General features: G+C 34.6%; 16 protein-coding genes and 1 pseudogene. 2 read left to right on the top strand and 15 right to left on the bottom strand.

The features are described from left to right. Positions 1 to 452 precede the first annotated feature (452 nt). The 14 genes and pseudogenes from AC2CGN_RS13495 to AC2CGN_RS13430 all read right to left on the bottom strand — a co-directional run bounded on the left by AC2CGN_RS13495 (position 453) and on the right by AC2CGN_RS13430 (position 14,632). Positions 453 to 1,337 carry a sensor histidine kinase gene (locus AC2CGN_RS13495; protein ID WP_286923719.1) on the bottom strand — a complete coding sequence of 295 codons (885 nt, stop codon included), beginning with the start codon at positions 1,335 to 1,337 and terminating at the stop codon, positions 453 to 455. Positions 1,338 to 1,350: 13 nt separating this feature from the next. Next, positions 1,351 to 2,133, bottom strand: coding sequence for an ABC transporter permease (locus AC2CGN_RS13490; protein ID WP_484514352.1), 783 nt, complete (start codon positions 2,131 to 2,133; stop codon positions 1,351 to 1,353). Continuing rightward, on the bottom strand, positions 2,126 to 3,049 hold the full coding sequence (locus AC2CGN_RS13485; protein WP_429990019.1) for an ATP-binding cassette domain-containing protein: 924 nt from the start codon (positions 3,047 to 3,049) through the stop codon (positions 2,126 to 2,128). The genes AC2CGN_RS13490 and AC2CGN_RS13485 overlap by 8 nt, the downstream gene beginning before the upstream one ends. An 82-nt stretch (positions 3,050 to 3,131) precedes the next feature. Further along, positions 3,132 to 3,815 carry a response regulator transcription factor gene (locus AC2CGN_RS13480; RefSeq protein WP_484514350.1) on the bottom strand — a complete coding sequence of 228 codons (684 nt, stop codon included), beginning with the start codon at positions 3,813 to 3,815 and terminating at the stop codon, positions 3,132 to 3,134. Positions 3,816 to 4,433: 618 nt separating this feature from the next. Next, positions 4,434 to 5,753 carry a hypothetical protein gene (locus AC2CGN_RS13475; protein WP_429987574.1) on the bottom strand — a complete coding sequence of 440 codons (1,320 nt, stop codon included), beginning with the start codon at positions 5,751 to 5,753 and terminating at the stop codon, positions 4,434 to 4,436. A 368-nt stretch (positions 5,754 to 6,121) separates the two neighbouring features. Next, positions 6,122 to 6,688 (bottom strand): NADPH-dependent FMN reductase, encoded by a 567-nt coding sequence (locus tag AC2CGN_RS13470; protein ID WP_429982165.1) that lies wholly within the window; start codon positions 6,686 to 6,688, stop codon positions 6,122 to 6,124. A gap of 13 nt (positions 6,689 to 6,701) precedes the next feature. Then, a complete protein-coding gene (locus tag AC2CGN_RS13465; RefSeq protein WP_283868459.1) occupies positions 6,702 to 7,757 on the bottom strand; it encodes an LLM class flavin-dependent oxidoreductase in 1,056 nt (351 codons plus the stop codon). Positions 7,758 to 8,668: 911 nt separating this feature from the next. After that, complete coding sequence (locus AC2CGN_RS13460; RefSeq protein WP_484514347.1) at positions 8,669 to 9,814, bottom strand: serine hydrolase domain-containing protein; 1,146 nt, start codon at positions 9,812 to 9,814, stop codon at positions 8,669 to 8,671. 748 nt (positions 9,815 to 10,562) lie between these two features. Then, entirely contained in the window at positions 10,563 to 11,051 is a 489-nt protein-coding gene (locus AC2CGN_RS13455) for a YjdJ family protein (RefSeq protein WP_429982168.1), read from the bottom strand. A 55-nt stretch (positions 11,052 to 11,106) separates the two neighbouring features. Next, on the bottom strand, positions 11,107 to 12,384 hold the full coding sequence (locus AC2CGN_RS13450) for a hypothetical protein (protein ID WP_429985568.1): 1,278 nt from the start codon (positions 12,382 to 12,384) through the stop codon (positions 11,107 to 11,109). Then, a complete protein-coding gene (locus AC2CGN_RS13445; protein ID WP_484514344.1) occupies positions 12,377 to 12,904 on the bottom strand; it encodes an RNA polymerase sigma factor in 528 nt (175 codons plus the stop codon). Before AC2CGN_RS13445 ends, AC2CGN_RS13450 begins: the two co-directional genes overlap by 8 nt. 188 nt (positions 12,905 to 13,092) lie before the next feature. Continuing rightward, positions 13,093 to 13,695 carry a nucleotidyltransferase domain-containing protein gene (locus AC2CGN_RS13440; RefSeq protein ID WP_484514342.1) on the bottom strand — a complete coding sequence of 201 codons (603 nt, stop codon included), beginning with the start codon at positions 13,693 to 13,695 and terminating at the stop codon, positions 13,093 to 13,095. Positions 13,696 to 13,857: 162 nt separating this feature from the next. Beyond that, positions 13,858 to 14,062: pseudogene (locus AC2CGN_RS13435) on the bottom strand (histidine phosphatase family protein); the annotation flags it as partial. 183 nt (positions 14,063 to 14,245) lie between these two features. Then, complete coding sequence (locus AC2CGN_RS13430) at positions 14,246 to 14,632, bottom strand: DUF5071 domain-containing protein (RefSeq protein WP_484514340.1); 387 nt, start codon at positions 14,630 to 14,632, stop codon at positions 14,246 to 14,248. A gap of 331 nt (positions 14,633 to 14,963) precedes the next feature. Here AC2CGN_RS13430 and AC2CGN_RS13425 point away from each other — a divergent pair, with 331 nt between their 5' ends. Beyond that, entirely contained in the window at positions 14,964 to 15,116 is a 153-nt protein-coding gene (locus tag AC2CGN_RS13425; RefSeq protein WP_484514466.1) for a hypothetical protein, read from the top strand. Positions 15,117 to 15,210: 94 nt separating this feature from the next. Continuing rightward, on the top strand, positions 15,211 to 15,738 hold the full coding sequence (locus AC2CGN_RS13420) for a GNAT family N-acetyltransferase (RefSeq protein WP_484514338.1): 528 nt from the start codon (positions 15,211 to 15,213) through the stop codon (positions 15,736 to 15,738). Between the two features lie 531 nt (positions 15,739 to 16,269). Here AC2CGN_RS13420 and AC2CGN_RS13415 read toward each other — a convergent pair. Then, positions 16,270 to 16,767, bottom strand: coding sequence for a GNAT family N-acetyltransferase (locus tag AC2CGN_RS13415; RefSeq protein WP_484514336.1), 498 nt, complete (start codon positions 16,765 to 16,767; stop codon positions 16,270 to 16,272). Positions 16,768 to 16,817: the final 50 nt, after the last annotated feature.

The following is a 16,817-nucleotide window of genomic DNA, read 5'->3' as shown; positions in this document are numbered from 1 at the left end:
AGAATTATTTTAGAGCCACACATCTTGAGCTTGCCTTAGCTTCTGAATTGGCTGTAAGCTTGCCTCTTTAACATCTAAATCAATTGTAGTACCTCAATTTGAATGCAATTTTACGATGATTATCATGAAATGTCCATGCTTGTTCAATTTGAATAGGAAAATCTGTATTTCACCGCAAAATTCCGCTTGTTACAACACTTTCTATACGATTATTACCAAAAATGGTTTCAAATCGGTTAAACAAATCTTTCGGAATTTGAACACTCGGAATATTAATCTCTTTAAAATAGTCATGCATTGAAGTTTTAAAGTAAAAAAACGCTACACAAGAATTACTCTTATGTAGCATTTTAATGATTATTTAAACGACCTTAGTTGGAGTTTATATGCTGAACCAAGCTCACCGTAGCCAGGTGCATATAAAGATGCACTAAGCTTCTTGGCTGCTACTATTACAAATTCTTTTTTAAACACACTAAAAACTCAATCATTCCATTTTCTATTTTAGCCGCTACATTTCCACCTAGTTTTTCTGCAAGCAGCTTGACAATAGAAAGTCCTAGACCCGTGTTTTTACGTCTGGAATTGTCTGTTGTATAAAATCGGTCAAAGAGCTGGTTAGGATTTAGTTGACTATTTTCGTCAATCGGATTTTGAAAACAGATATATGCATGTTCTTCTTCTAACCACATCTTGATCGTGACATCACCTTGCGCATGCATAATGCTATTTCGTACTAGGTTTTGCACAATGCGTAAAAGCATTTCTTCATCAGAGTTAATAATGAGCGGCTCATAATTAGGTAAGGTGACGGCTATCCCTTGTTGTTCAAATTGTGCAAAGGCACCAGCAATTTCTTCAAACACGATGTTTGATATATTAATACGATCCTTTTTAGGTTGATCTTCATTACTATGCAAATAGGAATATTCAAAAAATGTTGCTAATAATTGCTCTAGTCTTCCAACATGTTTTTGTGCGACTCCAAGCTTTGCAAGCTGCTTTTCTGTTAATGGTTCTTTTAAAAGCATTTGTTGATAGCCCTTTATCGCAGTTAGTGGCGTACGGAAATCATGAGAAATGTTTGAAATCATTTCTTTATAGTATTTTTCCTCCCGTTTAATATACGACCTTGATTTCTGCGATTCTATCAATATGCGATTTATATTTGCCACTAGTTGATTTATTTCTTTGTTTAATAGCTCTACGCTAATTGGCTGCGTATATTGCTCATGTAGACGTTGTGACAATTGTATGTTCATCAATCGTATTTGCCTTTGTATATAAAAAATATAAAACAATAATCCTACAATGACTACAATTGCCACAATCCACATTCCCTACATCCCCTTACTTGATTTCTGCTTTTCTAAATGTCATGAATGTTAAATATATAATTACTACTATAAAGATGATACAAATGGAAACGGCCGAAATTATATCACCTTTACTCATGCTTAAATTAATCGTAAGATACTCCGCTGAATAGGGTGTGAAGGATAATACTTTATCTATCATCTCAAATGAATCCTGAAAACTAGCGACCTGCCCAAAGAACATGGACATCATGTAATATGCAGCTACTACAAGCACCGATTTTCTTAAGGCAAACGCAAGTAAAATACAAGTCGTTAACTGTGCAAGATAGACTATAGTCATTGTGCACATTATTGTTACGTATTCACCAAAGCTACCACTAGTAGTCGAAGTTAGAATGCTTAAAAAACCTGCTGCTTTCCCGCCCATGCTAAACGTGCTGTCCATTGATAAACCAATTATTGTCATGATGATATATGGGCTTACAAGAACAATAAGTAATATCCAGAAAACAATCGCTTTACTTATGACAATTTGGATTCTTGCAAAGCCGCTTATAATTGGATGGTGAATATTTTTTGTATCAAAATCTGAACAAATAAGTGTAGTAGCAAGTACTGCGCCTACTATTGACATCGTATTCATATCAGATAGTAGAAAACCAACGTTGCTGATGCTTTCATTTATTGAGTTATTGCCAATCCCATAGGCAATACTAAACATTGCTATTGCAGAACATGTTGTAAGAGCCAGTAAGACCCAAAATATTTTGGATTTAGTTGTTTTATAGAGGTAAGCACGTACTAAATTAAACATGGTGCACACCTCCAATTAACGTAAGGAAATAGTTCTCTAATGTGTCTCCTTGTAGACTAAATTCCGTAAGTGTTACCCCATTTTCAAATAAGGCGGTTGATACGTCCCCAAGATCCTCTAAGAAATCATACAATTTAATCGTTTTATTTGGCATGACTTGAAAATTTTGTGTTTTAAGATTTGTTTCTAATACATGTGCACATTGTTCGGGAGCTGTACAACCAATGCGAATATAATGTCTACATTCTTCGTCGAGCTGTTGTTGCGTCATTTGTTTCATAATTTTCCCTTTATGAATAATGATATAATCAGTTGTTGTTTGATAAAGTTCCGGTAAATTATGACTCGAAATTAAAATTGTCATCTGTCGCTCTTCACAAAGCCGTGTTAAAAGCTGACGAATTTCAACAACACCTATAGGATCTAACCCATTCACTGGCTCATCTAAAATCAATAACTCTGGGTTAGTTAATAATGCAATAGCAATGCCTAAACGTTGTTTCATGCCTAGTGAAAAATGCTTAGCTTTCTTATTGTTGGTACTCGTCAATCCAACCAATTGCAGTATTTCATCCTCTAACTCCTCATTCGGAATCCCCCGCATTAAACGATGATATTTAAGGTTACCTTTTGCAGTCATATCAGGGCTAATCGCTGGTTGTTCAATCATGCTGGCAATACGTTTTCGTTGCAGCTGTATTTCCTTGTCAGATGATTTTCCAAATAACTCAAATGAACCTTCTGTTTGAAAACTAATTCCTGAAATAATCTTCATTAAGGTCGATTTACCCGCACCGTTTTCACCAATAAGCCCATAAATACGTCCTTCTTTTAATTCGATTGATACGTCGTGAAGTACTGTATGCTTTTTATATGTTTTCTTTAATTGATTTGTTTTTAATATGGTTTCTCCCATATTAAGCACCTCCCTTTCATATCCATAGATTACTCATGAAAGGTATAGATAAAGTAAAGATGGCGTATAGATTACGGATAATTTATGGACGTAAACGATAACCAAGCCCACGAAGCGTCTCGATATAATCCGTTTGTGGATTTTTTATCTTTAATTTATGTCGAAGATTACTAATATGGATTTTAATAATATGTTCATCCCCTAAATATTCTTCCTGCCAAATGGATTCATATAAATTTGCTTTCGTGAATACTTTCTCTTGATTTGTCATAAATAATTCGAGCAATAAATATTCCTTTGCAGTAAGCAAGACCTCTTCACCACTCACTGTAACTCGCTTAGCGACATCATCCAGTACTATATCCTTGTATTGCAACTGCTTCATAGGTGTAGCTTGTTTTTTAACACGACGTAATATCGATTCAATACGGGCAAGAACCTCACCAAGGTCAAATGGTTTCGTAATATAATCATCAGCTCCTAAACGAAGCAAATCGATTTTAGTAGACACTAAATCTTTTGCTGAAATCATAACAACAGGTACATCCGAAATAGCGCGAATTTCTTTTAATAATTCATCCCCACTTTTATAGGGAAGCATAATATCAAGAAGCACAATATCAAACTCATTTTGTAGAAATGCCCGGTAACCTTCTACTCCATCCATCACACTTGTTACCTGATAATCTGCTTGCTCAAACAATTCGGTTAACATCGCATTTACATCTTCATGATCCTCAACCATTAAAATTCTCAATATAATCACGCCTTTGTTAAAATATCCCTATTGGTATTTATTATATAAAATTTTATGTCGTTCAACATTAAATTTTTAAGAGCTATCACCATAACGTGGGTTGATTTCCATTCCGACTGGGCGCTTTGTTCTGTCGCTTCGCTTTCGCACAGAGCAAAGCTTCCTGGGGGCGTTCGATGAGCCGCTTCGCTTCGCTGCAGGGTCTCGGGCCAACACGATGTTGGTCACGAAGGCGTTATCACAGGATGTGATGGTTTTAGCCTTCGTTCCCCTATTGCTAATCCCCAAGAAGTCGCCCAGTCGTAACGAAGATCAACTTACATGGCATAGGTTTTATTAACAACTTCCTTACTTTTGTAGTACCTCAATTTGAATGCGATTTTACGATGATTATCATGAAATGTCCATGCTTGTTCAATTTGAATAGGAAAATCTGTATTTCACCGCAAAATTCCGCTTGTTACAACACTTTCTGTACGATTATTACCAAAAATGGTTTCAAATCGGTTAAACAAATCTTTCGGAATTTGAACACTCGGAATATTAATTTCTTTAAAATAGTCATGCATTGAAGTTTAAATGTAAAAAACGCTACACAAGAATTACTCTTATGCAGCATTTTAATGATTATTTAAACGACCTTAGTTGGAGGTCATATGCTGAACCAAGCTCACCGTAGCCAGGTGCATATAATATACTAGTGGATGTTTCGACAACATTGTTAAATGTGCCTGCTGGTGTTGTAAGTGTATAGTGAATAGCACGAACAAACTCATTTCTATCTCTTATCGTAACTTTCGATCCCTCTGTAATTGGTTTTTCAAATATATATTGCGTGCCATCCTTCTCATAATAAAAGGCTTGATCTGTTTCATGATAAGTAATATATTGGAAGTCGTAATCCGTGTCAAAGCGTTGATTACCAGTTTTCGTATATACCGTATTATAGGTTAATTGCTGAAGCGTATCACTTGGTAAAAAACCAGATGTAATAACAGGCGCTTCATTTGGTCGTACAGTAGCTAACGCTTTTTTAGGTACAGTATATTTTTCTCCCTTGAATTCTATTAAAGCAGTCGTAGTATCTTCTGATAAAAATGTGACTTCATCAAAACGTTTTAATTCCCCGTGCTTACCTCCAACATAAACACCATAACGAATAAAACGTTTGTCTTGCTTTTGTGCAGGCTGAAGTGCTTTAACTGGGATATAGCCATGTCTCCAGGTTGTTGGCGATTTTACCATGTGATAGCCATTTATTTCGATTCCCAGCAATTCAAATGCCGCTCCTTTTGATGCTTGTTCTAGTACTCTTGCCCCCGTCATTGGACCACTGAGCAGCTGTGCATCAGCATTTAACGTATAATAATCTTTAACATGGGGTGTTGCTTCCGCAATGCGAATATCTGAGCTATCAATATAAACCTCCAATGGGTTACCTTCAAATGGAGCAGCGTAGAAATAATAGTATAATTTTTTCCCAATTTTAAATTGTACAACATCATTGTAGGGATTATAGTCGGCGCTGCCAGGTATATTTTTGCTTAACAGATGATCCCCATATCCTAGAGGCTTTCCGTCCTGACGATTAATATAAATTAAACCCGGATTATCATAAAAAGAAGCTCGAATATCGAGTGGTACCTCCTTAAAAACAACTAAATCGGTTGCCTGTACACGGTATCCTGAGCTCATCCAGTAAAATATTTTATTATCGTATTTTTCAATATCATATACGCGGAAGTAGTTGTTTCGTTTCACTGTTAACGAACTAAAGCTACCATCAGTATTTTTCTTATATACTTTTACATCTTTAGTAAAGGTCATCTTCCCTGCTTGTCCTTTAACAACCTGTGCCCCATCCCACTTTACCTCAGCAGCTTTAGAGGATGTGGGGCTTAATAAAGAAGCAAGAACGACTAGCAGTACGATAAAATATTTCTTCATGTTTTTCCCTCCCATTCTACTTCTGTATATAAACTATTTTAAATATTCTATCATACTATTTTTTTGATACAAAGGTAAAAATGGCCAAGAAGACATATCGGTCTTTTATATTGTCGAATACACAAAGAAATTTCCATATTACAGGTGGCTAAATTGATGATGGAAATATATGCACGATTGACGAGCATCTGTGCTAGATAGAAGCTAGTTATACTTAATAGAATAATCATCCTATTTAATGAAAACTAAAATGTTTAAGGAATGAAAATTCAAAATATCCTATGTTGTATTGCTTGGGCTTCATTTAATCAAAGAATCGGACATTACCAAAGATTCCTCATCAGGCAACGTCCACCTTTATAAAAAAATTAGAAATCATATTCCGCATCTTTTTTAGCGCGAATTTCAGCAAATGCATCTGTTACCATTACTGTATCTTCCGCTAAACGCTCTAGTCGGAAAAGGACATCATCATTCACAATTTCCTTCCTTAAAAAATCCTTTTCCTCTATAAATACATAGGTTGGGACGATATGTGCCTTCATATAGGCTAGAATTGGCTTTACTTGCTGCTCAATCATGAGATAATGTTTAGCTGTACCTGCTGTAACAACCATACTCACCACCTTATCACGAAAGGCATTCACAGGGAGCAGATCAAAAATATTTTTTAATGTTGCTGGGATTGATGCTTGAAATGTAGGTGTACCAATAATCAAGGCATCCGCGGCCATAATGGTTTCTGTTACATATTTTGTATCCCCATCATATTCAAAATAATTACGTCCATCACTAAATACCATATTGTAATCAGCAAGATCAAGCAATGTTACCTCATGCGCTGGATACTTTTCTTGTAAAATGTCAACAACTTTACAAATGGCTGTTTTCGTTTTTGAGCCGACAATTGAACCAGCTAGTGCGACGATTTTCATATTGGACATCTCCTTATTTTGCTGTATGTTTTTTGATTGCAGGTATTATATCGTTGCCAATGATTTCTATATTTTTCATTAATTTTTCGAATGGTACGCCACCAAAGTCTATTTGTGCCATAAATCGCTGCATACCATATAGCTCATATTGATAGAGTAATTTTTCAATGATTTGTTCCTTACTACCAACCATAAGCGCATCACGTGTATCTGGAGCTTGTGCAAATTGTTGCTTTGGATAACCTCCGCCACGAATTGCCTGGAATCCCCCATTAAGATGTGGATACATTCCTTGTAAGGCCTCTTTCGTCGAGTCAGCAACATAAAATAAACTAGTTGTAGCAACTGGTAGCTTGGTAGGATCAAAGCCATTGCGCTCTGCTGCTTCTCTGTAGGCATCTACAGAGGGCTTAAAATTCACAGCAGGACCTCCTAATGTTGTTAACATCATGGGTATGCCCATATATCCTGCCTTTATGGCACTTGCAGGAGGACCACCAACGGCTCGCCAAATTGGTAAAGAGCCGTTTTTCGGTTGCGGTAAAATTTGAGCATTATGCAGGGGTGCTCGATATTGACCTTCCCATGTTATAAGTTCCTCTTCGTTGATTTTTTTCAGCAGCTCTAATTTCTCCTCAAAGATTTCTTCATAGTCTTGTAGGTCAACCCCCAATAAATGATATACCCCTACACGAGAGCCTCGCCCAGCCACAATTTCTGCACGTCCATCTGAGATTAGATCGATTGTCGCAAAATCCTCATAAACACGTACTGGATCAGAGACACTCAATACTGTTGCAGAGCTTGCTAATTTGATTGTTGACGTAGCTTGTGCAATTGCACCTAAAACAACCGTATGTGCTTGTGTTGTAAAATAAGATTGATGACTTTCACCGACACCAAATACATCAATCCCTGCTTGCTCTGCTAACTGACTTGCTTCAATTAGCTCCTGTATACGCTGCTGTGCAGAAATACGAGTCCCCGTTAATGGATTTGGGATATGGTCTCCTAATGAATAGAGTCCAAATTCAATTCCCTTTGATTGATCAATACGATATTTTTCCATTATTTATTCTATCTCCTTATTTTAATGGTTCTAATGTGGATTGAATGCATGCTATACCTTAAAACACCTATAAACATTAGTATATCAATACTCTGTGATTTTAGTGTAAATTTAAACTACGCATAAAAAGCATAAAATTGAATTATGTTGGGGCTAATAAATGGCGAGCATGTGTACTGGGATGTGTAGTAGATTGAGGCTATACTTCAATCTTTTCTTCTTGCCCCACAAAATCAATTAGTTCTTTATCATAAGATCGCAAACCAGCTTATATACATCAATCATTTTAGAAAATCAATTGAAATAGGAGCAAGCGAACAATTCCCACAGTGTAAATAAAAAGAACGGAATCAGTGTATACAAAGAATTACACTGTAAAAAATATTCCTTTCTAGTTATGAACAACTGGAGTTTTATACTTTCATCATTTCAATAAAAGTAAAAAGTTCCACTGTTTTTTTATCTAAGTTAAGCTTCTGGTGTAGGTCATGAGTAAAGATGAAAAATAAGCTACAAACGTTTTTTATAGAATAGAAGAAACCCACTCATTTTGAAAAAAAAGATTAGTCAAAATGAGTGGGTTTAATAAAAATGTTTGATTATTTTCTACCTGTGTTTTTCAAGAATTGCACTCGGAAGACTGCGGTCAAACTGTGCAACAAATCTTAGGGAATAGTTCTTCGTATAACTACCCCTTAGATTATATAATTAATTGGCTGCTCCTGATCTCCCAGGAAAAATCTTTTCAAACAAAATGGAATCAGAGAAACAGTAAAACAGACAAAGAAATACCTTTTCCTTTTCCATAAATTTCTCATCCTATATATACGCTATTTATAAAAAAGTTTGATATTTTTTGTGGCCCTTGCTCTATTCAATTGCCCTTTAAGGGTACAATTCCCTTGCTTATTCTAACGATTTAACATGATTAATTGTTCAAACACTTGTACTCCCGCTTTTTCACCGAATAAAATCTTCTCTAACGTAAGCGTTAACAAATATGGTATCTTGTTTAATTCGTTATCCGTAAAGTCTAAGTTATTTAGCATTATTATAGATTTGTTACTATCCTTGTAACTAATTAACCCTGAATAATAACCTGCCCAATATCCTTCGTGAAGAATAATCTTCTTATATTGAGGATGGTTCTCTATTTTCCACCCAAGTCCATATCCCCCGAAATCTTCGTGCAAACAAGGACAATACCCATTAGCAGCTTCTCCTTTAATGAAAACTGGATCTATAATACTTTCCTTTGTTTGTTCTGATACCAGTTCATTATTATAAATAGCACGCTCCCATTTTAGCAGATCATCTACAGTGGATTTTATACCGCCATCACCTTTAACACCATCAAGGAAGTAAACGTACTTATGTTCATCCATTTCACTTGGAAGTCTATACAAGTCCTGTTCCCAATCATAGATAAAACCTAACGAAAAATTTTCAATATCGCTATCTAGAAATTGCGAATGTGTTGATGTATTGAACATATTTAAAGGTGTGAATATTCTTTTCTGTAAAAACTCTCCGTACCCCATTTTAGAAACCATTTCTATGATTTCTGCAAGTAATACATACCCAGTATTACAATACTCCCACTTTTCATTCGCGTGGAATAACACTTCTGGCTTTTCATCTTTCAAAAATTTAACTACATCTTTATTCGTAGCAATTCTATTAGGGTCCCAGTTACCTGGATCTTCAAACCATTCCATGTAATCTAGAAGTCCAGAAGTGTGAGTTAACAGATTTTTAATAGTTATATTTTCATAAGAAAGAAAAGGAAAAAATTTTTTAAGATTATCATCTAGCTGAAGTTTTTTCTCCTCAATTAGTATCATAATTGCCATTGCCGTGAAGCTCTTAGAAATTGAGGCAATATCAAAGACTGCATCAATTGAATGTTGACTTGAGTTAGTTCTCTTGCCAATAGCTCTCTTGTAAAATGTTTTACCTTCCTCAGCTAATAATACAACCCCGCTAAATAACCTATTTTGTTCTAAGAAGTCTAATACCTTATCTAGTTGTTTACGTTTCAAATCTTGTCCATTCATAGTTCGATGACCTCCATTTATGATTTTTGTATTTAATATGATATATATTATTATCAAGGAGGAGGACCTCTTATTGTTGGTTATATAAAGTTGAAAATATAATACAAGTTAACTACTCCTTTTTTACGAAATTATCATTTCATTAAATTACCTGTAATGAAATTATCCCAAAATTAGGAGATTTAAACAATTACTTTATTCAAGAATAGACGTTTATTGAAAAAAATCCTGCACATCAAATCAAAATTTTCAGTCATACTTTTTTATAAACATCTTATATTGTGACTTTATTTCAAATCTACAGTTAATTAATAAAACATAGTTTCAAAAATTTCATTTAGAAATGTCTTTCCTTCGTTCATTCCTATATACACTATTCTACAAAATGGCCCTATAAAAAAGACACCCAATTTCTACATGAGTGTTTTAATTGAAATTAAAGTTATATTCCAAAGTATTTACTGTAAAAATCCTTAGCTTTCCGCTTAGGAAGTGTATATCTTTGTAGTCCCACTCTTTTCATGACTCAGTAAACTTTGAATGACCTCAATTGGCGTACCGTTATGAATCATACGCGTTCATAGCTGTGCCGTAATTGGTTCGGGTGTTATGTTGGTTTGGAATAAAGTTTGATCAAAACGGGTAAGTTTTTTTGAATTACCGACGATCTTCAACAATCGCCCCCTTTTCATGAATAAAGACGCTTTCCTTATTACGGAAAAGCGCCCGTTACTTAAAGTACATTTCTTCACAAACTTTTCGTTTTAACAATCAGATAATGCTTGGAATTTCTTAACCATACTATAACGGTAATTGCCATACTTAAAATTCCACTTATAAAAGTCATCCCGAAAAAAATTCTCCCTCCAATAGTTGGTGAATTAAAAATTAAACCACTAAGTAATATACATATACAACCTGTTAATCCCCAAAAGCCAATAGCCCATTTAGGATTGCGTTTTATTAGATAATAGCCAATTACACTCAGAATGTAGAGTACACAAACCATCATAATAGTAGGGAATAAAGGCTGGAATTTAGCTGAATAAACAAAATAATCAAGTTGGCTAATATCACGCCCATTTGTAATATCAATGTTAAATAATTCTGTAAACGGTGTTGAATACTTCCATTCTAAAGAATTATCTATAATGGCACTTCCCTCATACCAAGCAATAAATGTTGATACAGCTAAAATAAAAATTCCAATTATAAGTTGCAATATATACTTAACCAATTTTTCCCTCCTGATAAATTTTCATTATTTACGCTACCAAAAACGTCCCCTTATATTAAAAATTTACTTTAAATTCATTAATAATAATGGATTTAATTTGATCAGGCTTTAATGGCTCCTCTGATAGTAACTTCAGTTTCACTTGATTTTCATCCGTGAAGGAAACTAAACTTGTTAATTCCTTATGACTTCCGTCTTTTTTTACAATTGTAGCCGTTAATTCTTCTGTTTCTGTCGCATCGCCTTCCCCTATAATCGTTAAACCCAGTGGAGAAATCTTCAGCTCTTTCGCTATCCAGTCACCAAAGTCCATAGCAAATGGTACCGACTGCCCTCTCATTTCTTCGAGTTTGAAGGATGCTTCCCAATCTCCCTCCACATATTGACCAGCTGTATAAATCTTTGCCTTCAACTCGTACTCAGCTAGATTGATATCCTTCACATTAAAGACATTTTCCTCATAATTATACGCATAAATTGGTATTCCTTGTTCATCTCTCCCGTAAGAATAACTCACTGTTGGTAGAATCTTCTGCCCAGCTGGATTCACTAAATAAAATTCTCCGTGTTCAATCGCATTATTGGCGGTCCACTCTGTTTGCACATATAGTTTGTCATTATGAAGTCCTATATTTGTAATTCGCATTCTGTCGTATAGTTGTGTTTGAATATTCAATATACCCGCTGGTAGTACATATGCATCTCCTTCAGGGGACTTTCCACCACTTCCTCGAATTGTATCATCTGGCAAAATCTCTGTTTGTTGTTTTTCCACATCTTGTAGATCCAATGGGAATGTTACATCCTCTAACACTGATTTATCACTTAAAAAAGAACGGATTTTTAGCTTAAACTTATCTGTACTACTCCCATTAAACGACGTAAATCGAACAAAAGCTGTTTTCGTTGTAGGATCAAAACCAATTCTTTCAACTGTAAAAGACCGTCCTTTTGACATGGAATAATCATAAATATCCAATGTTTCATCAATACGATTTCCTTCAATATCCTGCATTGTCACATACACGACGGCCATATCTTCATCCTGCATCGCTGAAATAATTTCCATTTTTATCCCACCATATTCAACAGTACTTTCTATTGGTTCAAGTAATGCCGCTATTTCTGGGCTAATATGCCATAGCAAATTTTTTACATCGTCATTCATTGCAGCAGCAACTGTAATAGAGCTAGCTAAAAATACGGTGGCCACTGATGGAATGAGCCATGGTTTCTTCCTTTTTTTCTTTACTTGGCTAACACCCATTTTCGCTCTTTTGTGTAAATCTTGTGGCAATGGAATCGACTTCACTGATTCTTTTAACTTATCCATAAAAATCTGCCTCCTCTACTTGAACACGTAACTTTTTCAATGCACGATATAGGATGGACTTTACTGTTCCTAATGGGATTTGGAGCATGTCTGCAATTTCTTGAAAAGTATAGCCCTCGTAATATTTCAGTAATACAATTCCTTTTTCATCGCTTGTTAATTCTTCTAATATCTGTTGTAGCAAGACTTTAACGGTATGGTCACCCTGTTCAAACTGTATATTGTCTATGTATTCATTTTGCATAGGCACAATCTTTTCTAGCTTTTTTAAACGATTCAGTGAACTACTAATGGTAATCTTAATAAGCCATATTTTAATGTACGCAGGTTCTTTTAAGCCTTCAATTTTATCGAACGCTTTATAAGCAGTTTCTTGTACAATATCTAGAGCCTCCTCTTCGTTCTTTAAATAAACAAATGCCATTCGATATATATCTGCTTCATACATTTGAAAAAGTTTTAAAAAGGCTTTTTCATTTCCTTTTTGAGCTTTTTTAATTAAACGAATAATGTAACTCACTCCCTTCTATACATTAGACAATTTAGTTCATGATTTAGCTTAAATAATTTACATTTTCACAGAAAAAAAGTAGGAAGAATATTCTCCCTACGATTTCATTTATATTATTCCAATTAATTCTTGTTGTTAGTTACCACACAGCTCACTTAAGATTTGGTTCAATTTATGTTTTGAATCATATTTCACACTTAGATATAATCAAGCCACGAATGACCAGTTGGAAATTGTCTTTTCAAAGTCATTTTTAACCAATCCCTTTGTTCAGGTAATAAATATGGAAGCATAATTTGTAAATCTTGAAAATCTTTTTCTCTAACCTTTGAACTACCACCTTTATAAAGGAGTTGAATCTCGGGTCTCAGGTAAGGTATCTCATCATCTGTTCTTAAAAATATATCCTCTAATCTTCTTCGAATAGATTTTTCTCTCCTGTAAATCCAGGATTGTTGTTCTGTCTCTACTAACATAATTTGAAAAGCCCAGGGAGAACTACTGCTTTTTGTAACCCAGATGTCATTTGTGGTTTTTAAAAACTCGCCTTCTTGCCAAGGAACAAGTTTCCCATTCTCTGCTTTGTATAAAATCCAATCACCTGACAAATGATTATAGGCAGTCAATTGTTCCTCTCGAAGTATTATTACATCTATATCATCATGTGCCCTTGACTGTTTGCCTAAATGTAAATCTAAAGCCCATCCCCCTGCAATTCCCCATTTAATTGGAATAATAGAAAAGAGCTTATTAATTTCTGTTATGGTGATTGATTCCCAATTATCTATATCTGTCCTCAAATAAACTTCCTCCCGTAGCGTTGAAATAAAATTTGATTAAAAGTATCCTGTAAACTTTGATTTTCGTTATAAAAACCCACCCTTTTAAAATTAACGGTGGGATTCTATTGATTAAATAGTGTGTTTTCTTAAAAAGTTGAACAAAATTTTTAAGAAAATATCCTATATATTCCCTAAATGATTCGTATCATTTATAAAGTGAATTACCTTTTCCTTATCAGTAAGTTCAATTAAACTAATTCCTGTATCTCCAATTTTAAAATAAAGCACATAATATATTATTAATTACTCCACCATTAGCAACAATGGCCATTCGCTCATATGTATTTCCTGTCACAATCTTAGAAAATATCGTTTCAATTCTCATTCAAAAAAACACCATTCCAAGAAACCATTTAGTAACAGTATTTTCAAAAACAACAAAAACCTTCCAAATTGAATTCGGAGGGTTATTTGGGTTGCGCGCTTTTAAGTATAGATGAAGTGTTTATTAATTTAAAAGATTTTTATTGCCAATCTATTAGCTGGTTTAGTTGATTAGGGATATTTTTTAGATTGTTTCCAAAATCTCTTTTGCAATTTCATCAAGTTCTTCTGCGAGTTCATTATCTGTAGGTGTTTCAGCCACTCTTGTTAAATACTCTCTAAACTGAACTCTAGACTCTACCGGCAATTTGATAATCAAAAAATGTAGAATAAACCACTTCCAGTTATCATCATCTGAAGATAAAACATCTTGCACATGTGGGGCAATTTCATCTGGAAAAGTTAAAAGTAATTCTAATACCCTTGGTGCCACTGGCCAATTCATATCTTGAATCCATTCGAGAAGGTTAGGCAGTAAAGGCAATATTTTATCTCTATTCATTTTTTTAATCATTTCTATTCTATCATGATCATGCTTATGTTTTGGCAAAAGATCTTCAAAGTTTTCCATTTGCGTCTCTCCCTTAGATTTTTATACATGGCAATCTATTTATTGTATCAGTCTTTATTAAACTAATCTGTCCCGTTAGCCATCCATGTTGCGTAAAAACCAGCGCTACACCACAGAAAATGAAAATGTATTCAGAACGGGTATTGAATACTACGGCTGGGAGAGGAAGGTCGATAAACTATGGAGTCTTGAGCCCTTCCGTTAGTCTGACTCCAACGACCATGGTATCACTGACTGTCGCTCCTTCATGGGAAGCACTCATGGGAGGTTCATCCTACTCTGGTTACTGCACCAGCCTCTAATTTAATTGGCCGTAGAAAGGATGTTTCTAATGCAAGTCATCATTGAACGTGCATGTGGCATGGATATTCATAAGGATTCGATTACCGCATGTTTTATGACACCAGAAGGTAAAGTGATTCAAACCTTTTCTACTTTCATGGGAGTTGAACAAGTACCTTCTCTTCTATTACAAATTATGTGAAATGCGCAACTAACTTTAACAAATTATTTCCATAATTGATTTAATAATATATAGTTAGGTTGTATTAATATAAAGTTTAGGATCATTTAAAATATTGCTAAACTCCACAATTAAATACCTCACTACTCACTACTACAATTTGGAGGGAGATTACCAAACGGCAAAGATAAAGAACGAACAAATTGAAATTAAAATAGCGCTCCTCAAAGCTGAAGATCGTAGTCGATGGAATGTCTTGGCACGGAGCTATAAAGCATTTTACGAAACGGAGCTCCCAGACAAGAGTTACGATGAAGTTTGGGAGTACTTGCTAAGCGACCAAAAAGTTTTCGGTTTAGGAGCATACCTTCAAGGAAACTTGGTCGGCTTCACTCACTTCCTATTCCATGGCACAATCTGGATGGAAAAAGCATGTTACTTACAAGATCTCTTCGTAGATGAAACTGCTCGCGGGCATGGTGTTGCTCGTGCACTCATTGAGCAAGTAGCTCAAATTGCTCGTGAACATGACTCTACTAAACTTTACTGGCAAACTCGTTATGACAATACTACCGCTCGAGCTCTTTACGACAAGATTGCTCATCACAATGGTTTCATACGTTACGATTATCCGCTAAATTAGAACAAGCTTGGTATCCGGCTGCCATAGGTAAGCGGATACCTTTAACAACGCTTCGCTTTTCGTGTCAAATGCGACATAAAAACACCGCGTAAATGTTAGTTTAGTGACTAACATTTACGGAGCAGTTCATTTATTAAGATAGGTATTTAGTTTTTCTTTTTATAAAACTGGGCATTTTGGCAATTTTACGTATAGTGCGATTCGCCCCCCTATTTCTTCAATTTTCATATCCTCTACATTTTTAAATCCTCTGTATTTTCATGTTAAATTTCATGTGCACAGTAGGCCGGATCGGGTGCTGCAGACGTACCGATGTAGCTTTGTAATAGAGTTTGATTAAAATATTCAAACCAGCATTTTTCTATAAATATAAAGACTCCATTTTGAAAAAAAATTGATCAAAATGGAGTCTTTTATTGTAATACTAAGATTGATTATTTTCTTCCTATGTTATTCAACAATCGCGCCCAATTTGTTGAATATCTATTTTTTATTATTAATAAAGTTCTCTCATATATTTCTATATCTATATTAGGTAGTATATATACTAACAATTTTCTCGTTTAATAAAATCTCTTTTTCTTTTTTCAAACCATTTTTTATTGCTACCTTCTCTGAAGCAATGTTCCCATTTTGAATTAGGGCAATGATTTTTGGAAGTTTTAATTCATTTAATCCATAATTTATCAAGGCAAGAGCCACTTCCGAAGCATATCCTTTTCCCCAATAATTCTCTTCAATCCAATATCCTACCTCTATATAATGATCCTCTTCAACAATTTGAGGTACAAGTCCAGCATGTCCTATTTTTTTACCTGTGACTTTGTCTTTTATAAGTTTTAAACCATAATTTCTATTCAACTTATAATGTTCAATTATCCACTCGAAAAATTTATTAGCTTGTTCTCTATTACGAACTTCTCCATTTCCAATGTACCTCACCATATTAGGATTACTTAGCAAGTTCTCTAAAAAACTAATATCATCTTCTGTGTAATTAACTAAAATTAATCTTTCACTCTCCAACATTTAAACATCATCTCCTAATTCGACTAAGAAACGAAATACATTTTCTAGTT

The organism is Lysinibacillus sp. DFXJR4, from assembly GCF_057196045.1.
Note: the sequence above shows the minus strand (reverse complement) of the source record. Positions and strands in the feature narration are given on the sequence as shown.